2 protein-coding genes, 1 rRNA gene and 1 pseudogene are annotated in these 3,073 nt (G+C 70.9%); 3 read left to right on the top strand and 1 reads right to left on the bottom strand.

Annotated features, from left to right (window positions below):
• The 3 genes and pseudogenes from VFB40_RS08600 to VFB40_RS08590 form a co-directional block, all read left to right on the top strand.
• Positions 1-292: pseudogene (locus VFB40_RS08600) on the top strand (DUF4350 domain-containing protein); the annotation flags it as partial.
• A gap of 149 nt (positions 293-441) precedes the next feature.
• Positions 442-1,419 carry an AAA family ATPase gene (locus VFB40_RS08595; protein ID WP_349261397.1) on the top strand — a complete coding sequence of 326 codons (978 nt, stop codon included), beginning with the start codon at positions 442-444 and terminating at the stop codon, positions 1,417-1,419.
• Positions 1,420-1,485: 66 nt separating this feature from the next.
• A complete protein-coding gene (locus tag VFB40_RS08590; protein WP_349261396.1) occupies positions 1,486-2,835 on the top strand; it encodes a DUF58 domain-containing protein in 1,350 nt (449 codons plus the stop codon).
• A 106-nt stretch (positions 2,836-2,941) separates the two neighbouring features.
• On the opposite strand, the gene rrf is transcribed toward VFB40_RS08590, so the two are convergent.
• Positions 2,942-3,058: ribosomal RNA gene (gene rrf / locus VFB40_RS08585) — 5S ribosomal RNA — on the bottom strand.
• Between the last annotated feature and the right edge of the window lie 15 nt (positions 3,059-3,073).

Here is a 3,073-nt window from a genome sequence, read left to right as displayed (position 1 = left end):
GGAGACCGTCGAGGGCCACGCCCGGCTGTATCGCCGCGCCAATGCGCACGGCCGCGCTGCGGAACTGTTGCGCAAGGCGACCGCAGGTCGGCTGGCCGGTTACTTCGGCGTCCCGGCTGCCCGCGCGCACGCTGATCCGTCGGTCCTCGTCGCGCCGGTGGCCGCGCGACTGAATGTCGCCCAGGACCTGATCGCCGATCTGCTCACCGGCGAGGCCCCGCAATCCGAAGCCGAACTGGTCCTGCTCGCGGACCACCTCGACCAATTGGAACAGGAGGTCCGGTCATCGTGACCGAGTCCGACATCGCTGCTCAGTTCGGCGCCGCCGAGTCCGGTGCCGCCCCTGCGCCCGACGCCGCCAAGCCGTCAGACACCGTGTCCGCGTCCGCCGCTACTGCCGCGACCCCCGGCTCCGCGAACAGCGGCGCGCTCGACGGCACCATGCCGCTCTCGGCCTCCGCTTCGCAGGCCGCCGACGCGCGCCGCTCGTTGCAGGCGGTGCGGGCCGAGGTGGCGAAGGCGGTGGTCGGCCAGGACGCTGCGGTCACCGGTCTGGTGATCGCGTTGCTGTGCGAGGGCCATGTGCTGCTGGAGGGTGTGCCCGGCGTCGCCAAGACGCTGCTGGTGCGCTCGCTGTCCGCGGCGTTGTCGCTGGACACCAAGCGCGTCCAGTTCACGCCGGACCTGATGCCGGGCGATGTGACCGGTTCGCTGATCTACGACGCGCGCACGGCGCAGTTCTCGTTCCGCGAAGGTCCGGTGTTCACGAACCTGCTGCTGGCTGACGAGATCAACCGCACGCCGCCGAAGACGCAGGCGGCGCTGCTGGAGAGCATGGAGGAGCGGCAGGTCACGGTGGACGGAACCCCGCGCCGGCTGCCGTTCCCGTTCGTCGTGGCGGCGACGCAGAACCCGCTGGAGTTCGAGGGCACCTATCCGCTGCCGGAGGCGCAGCTCGACCGGTTCCTGCTGAAGCTGAATCTGCCGCTGCCCAGCCGCGACGAGGAGATCGCGGTGCTGCGCCGGCACGCGGACGGCTTCGATCCGCGTCAGCTCGCGGCGGCGGGAGTGCGGCCGGTGGCCGGTCCGGCCGAGATCGAGACGGCACGCGACGCGGTACGCAAGGTCACCGTGACGCCGGAGGTACTCGGGTACATCACGGACATCGTGCGGGCGACGCGTACCGCGCCAGCGCTTTCTGTCGGGGTGTCACCTCGTGGCGGTACCGCGCTGCTCGCTGCGTCACGCGCTTGGGCGTGGCTGTCCGGGCGTGACTATGTGAGCCCGGACGACGTAAAGGCGCTGGCTCGACCGGTGCTGCGGCACCGCGTGCGGCTGCGGCCGGAGAGCGAGCTCGAGGGCGTGTCCACGGACGCGGTCATCGACGGCGTGCTCGGTAACGTCGCGGTTCCCCGCTAAGGGCAGACGGGCGACATGCGACCTTCCGCGCTCCGCAAAGACGCCACACGCAGCGGCCGTGGCAGCTTGGTGCTCACCGGCCGCTCCGGAGTCGTGGCCGCCGCCGGCTCGGTGGTGGTCGGCGTGGTCTCGGGCGTGCTGCACCTGCCCGGTTGGGCGGGCATCGCGGCGTTCGAGGCGGCGCTGGGTTGCGGAGTGGCGGCGGACGCGCTGCGTGCGGGCTCGCTGCGGGATCTGGCGTTCAACCGGAGCGGCGACGCGACGGTGCGGCTGGGAGAGAGCGCCACGGTCAGCCTCGACGTTGTGAATGTGGGCGATCGGCCGCTGCGTGGCACGCTGCGTGACGCCTGGGCGCCGAGCGCCGGGAATGTCGTGCGCACGACGCAGCCGCGCCAGGTGATGGAGCTGGCGAAGGAGCCGCGGCACGCGCTCACGATCGAGCCGCGCAGTGCCCAGCGCGTCGATTCGGTCCTGACGCCGACGCGTCGTGGCGATCGCGCGCCGGATCGGGTGACGATCCGGTCGCTGGGTCCGCTGGGCTTGGCTGGCCGTCAGGTCTCGCGCGAGGTGCCGTGGCGGGTGCGGGTGCTGCCGCCGTTCGAGAGTCGGAAGCACCTGCCGTCGCGGTTGGCGCGGCTGCATGAGACCGACGGCCGTACTCCGGTTTTGGTGCGAGGTCAGGGCAGCGAGTTCGATTCGCTGCGCGAGTACGTGGTCGGCGACGACGTGCGCTCGATCGACTGGCGGGCGACCGCGCGGCGCAACGACGTGGTCGTGCGTACGTGGCGGCCGGAACGCGACCGGCACGTCGTGATCGTCCTGGACACAAGCCGTACCTCGGCAGGCCGAGTGGGCGATATTCCACGGCTCGATTCGGCGATCGACGCGACGCTGCTGTTGGCGGCTCTGGCGACGCGGGCCGGGGACCGGGTGGACCTGCTCGCCTACGATCAGCAGTTGCGCGCGTCTGTGACTGGGGCGCTGCCGGGTCGCACGCTGGCGCTGTTCAGCGACGCGATGGCGGTGTTGGAGCCGTCGCTGATCGAGCTGAATGCGGAGGGCCTGGTCACGCATTTGATGCGGATCCGCAGGCGGTCGCTGGTGGTGCTGCTGACCAGCATTGACGCGGCGGCGATCGGCGAGGGCCTGTTGCCACAGATGTCCCGCCTGACGGGACACCACAAGGTTGTGGTGGGCTCGGTCGCGGATCCGCGGATCGCGCAGCTCTCGACGGCGCGCGGTGACGCGGACGCGGTGTTCGCGGCGGCGTCGGCGGAGTTGGCGCTGACGACGAGGCGTCAGGTAGCGGCGGAGTTGGGAAGGCATGGCGTCGAGGTCGTGGATGCGATTCCCGAGCGTTTCGCGCCTGCGTTGGCGGATCGATACCTCGCGTTGAAGGCTGCCGGTCGGCTCTGAGTCGGTTGCGGTGGCCCTCGGCGGTGGAAGTCGTCCGGCCGTTTTCGGGCATAAAAAAGCGTCGGGCTCCTATCGATCGTTCGATAGGAGCCCGACGTTACGGGTTGTGCGGCGGTGTCCTGCTCTCCCGCCGGGTCTCCCCGGCAGTACCCTCGGCGCTGGCGGGCTTAGCTTCCGGGTTCGGAATGGGTCCGGGCGTTTCCCCGCCGCCATGGCCGCCGCAACTTCTTCAGGCCGT

Source organism: Actinocrinis sp. (genome assembly GCF_035650855.1).
GTDB lineage: Bacteria > Actinomycetota > Actinomycetes > Streptomycetales > Catenulisporaceae > Actinocrinis.
The sequence above is the reverse complement of the archived record's forward strand: the minus strand, read 5'-3'. Positions and strand labels throughout refer to the sequence as shown.